General features: G+C 67.1%; 1 protein-coding gene. It reads left to right on the top strand.

The features are described 5' to 3' along the window. Window positions 1–2,392: AMP-binding protein (locus tag NKJ23_RS34380; RefSeq protein WP_352685158.1), on the top strand; the 2,392-nt coding region annotated here is incomplete at both ends.

The following is a 2,392-nucleotide window of genomic DNA, read 5'->3' as shown; positions in this document are numbered from 1 at the left end:
TCGGCAACATCCAGGACATTTATGGGTTGTCGCCGCTGCAGGACGGCATCCTGTTCCATCATCTGCTGGCCAGCCGGGGCGATCCCTATCTGCTGGTCTCGCAGATGGCGTTTGCCGACCGTGGCCTGTTGGAGCGCTATCTTGGCGCGGTTCAGCAGGTGGTGGATCGGCACGACATCCTGCGCACGGCCTTTGTCTGGGAGGGGCTGTCGAGCCCGGCCCAGGTGGTGTGGCGGCGTGCGCCGCTACAGGTGAGCGAGGTCGAGCTGGATGACTGTGACGGTTCCGGCGCCGAGGAGCTCAGGCGCCGGTTTGATCCGCGCCGGCACCGCATCGGCCTTGGCCGCGCGCCGTTGTTGCGGTTTGGGATCGCGCGCGAGCCCGGCAGCGGGCGCTGGCTGCTGCTGGAGTTGCAGCACCATCTGATCGGCGATCACACGACGCTGGAAGTGATGCATGCCGAGGTGCGGGCCGTGCTCGGCGGGCAGGCGCATGAGCTTGCGGCACCGCAGCCGTTCCGCAATCTGGTGGCGCAGGCACGGCTGGGTGTCGATGCCAAGGCGCATGAAGAGTTCTTCCGCTCGATGCTGGCGGACATCGACGAGCCGACCATGCCGTTCGGGTTGAACGAGGTGCGCGGCGACGGCAGCGGGGTCGGCGAGGCGCGGCGGATGCTGCCGCAGGCGCTCAACGATCGGCTGCGGGAGCAGGCGCGGCGGCTGGGGGTGAGCCTGGCCAGCCTGTGCCATCTGGCCTGGGGTCAGGTGGTGGCGCGCAGCAGCGGCCGAGAGCAGGTGGTGTTCGGCACGGTGCTGTTCGGCCGCATGCATGCGGGTGCGGGCGCCGACCGGGCGCTGGGCCTGTTCATCAACACCCTGCCTGTGCGGCTTGACCTGGACGGAACCGGGGTCGCGGCGAGCGTGCGGACCACGCATGCGCGGCTTTCCGAGCTGCTGGCGCACGAGCATGCCTCGCTGGCGCTGGCGCAACGCTGCAGCGGCGTTGCGGCGCCGGCGCCGCTGTTCGGCGCGCTGTTGAACTACCGTCACAACACGCCGGCGGCCATGGCCGGCTCCGGCACGGATGATGGTCTGTCCGGGGTGGAACGGCTGGGCGGGGAGGAGCGCACCAACTATCCGCTGACCCTGTCGGTGGAGGATTTTGGCGAGGCGCTCGGCCTGACGGCGCAGGTGGTGGAGCCGATCTCTGCGGATCGGGTCTGCGGCTACATGCAGCAGGTGCTCGAGCAACTGGCCGAGGCGCTGGAGCATGCCCCCAATAGGCCGGTGCGCGACCTCGACATCCTGCCGGCCGCCGAGCGCGCCTATCTGCTGGAGGATCTGAACCGGACGGCGGCGGTCTATCCGTCGGAGCGGTGCATCCATGAGCTGTTCGAGGCGCAGGTGCAAAAGGCGCCGGAGGCGGTGGCGGTGGTCCATGAGGAGGAGCGCCTAAGCTATGGCGAGCTCAACGCGCGGGCCAACCGGCTGGCGCATCACCTGATCGCACTGGGTGTGAAGCCGGATCAGCCGGTGGCGATCTGCCTGGAACGCAGCCCGGCCATGGTGGTGGGTCTTTTGGCGACCCTCAAGGCGGGCGGCGCCTATCTGCCGCTGGATCCGGCCTATCCCTGCGCGCGGCTGCGGCAGGTTCTCGCGGAAGCCGCGCCGCGGCTGCTGCTTTGCGATGCGGCCGGCCGCGCAGCACTGGGCGCCGAGGCGCTTGCCGATGTGAGCGTGGTCGATCTGGAGACGGCCACCCCGGCCTGGGCCGGGCTGCCGGCCTCGAACCCGGACCCGCGCGCCCTTGGCCTGAGCCCGCGCCATCTCGCCTATGTCATCTACACCTCAGGCTCAACCGGAACCCCAAAGGGCGTCATGGTCGAGCATCAAAGCTTGGTCAATCTTACAGCATGGCATGTGCAAAGGTTTTGTCCGCAACCAGAAACCTGCTGCACACTCACGGCTGGAGTGGCATTCGATGCCAGCGCTTGGGAGCTATGGTCTGCATTATCCAATCGTAGCGCATTGCTGCTCCCGCCCAGAGCAGCAGGAGGGGATTCCCTTCGTCTGCTGCAATGGTGGCGTGATCAACCACTGGACGCCGCGTTTTTAGTCACGCCGCTGGCTGCAACGGCATTGGAAGGCGAGCTGGTAACTCCCTTGTTGGAGTACTTGCTTATTGGCGGTGATCGTCTCCAGCGTGTGCCTTCCCGGCTACCGTCGCCTCTCAAGTTAATAAACAATTATGGCCCGACGGAAGTTACCGTCGTGGCAACCTCGGGACGGCTCTTCAGTGACAACGTTGTGCCACATATCGGCCGTCCGATTGCGAACACGCGGGTGTATCTGCTGGACGGTCATGGCGCGCCCGTGCCGTTCGGGGCGGTGGG

This window comes from Mesorhizobium sp. M0184 (assembly GCF_040322215.1).
Taxonomy (GTDB): domain Bacteria; phylum Pseudomonadota; class Alphaproteobacteria; order Rhizobiales; family Rhizobiaceae; genus Mesorhizobium.
This window is presented reverse-complemented; position numbering and strand designations above follow the sequence as displayed.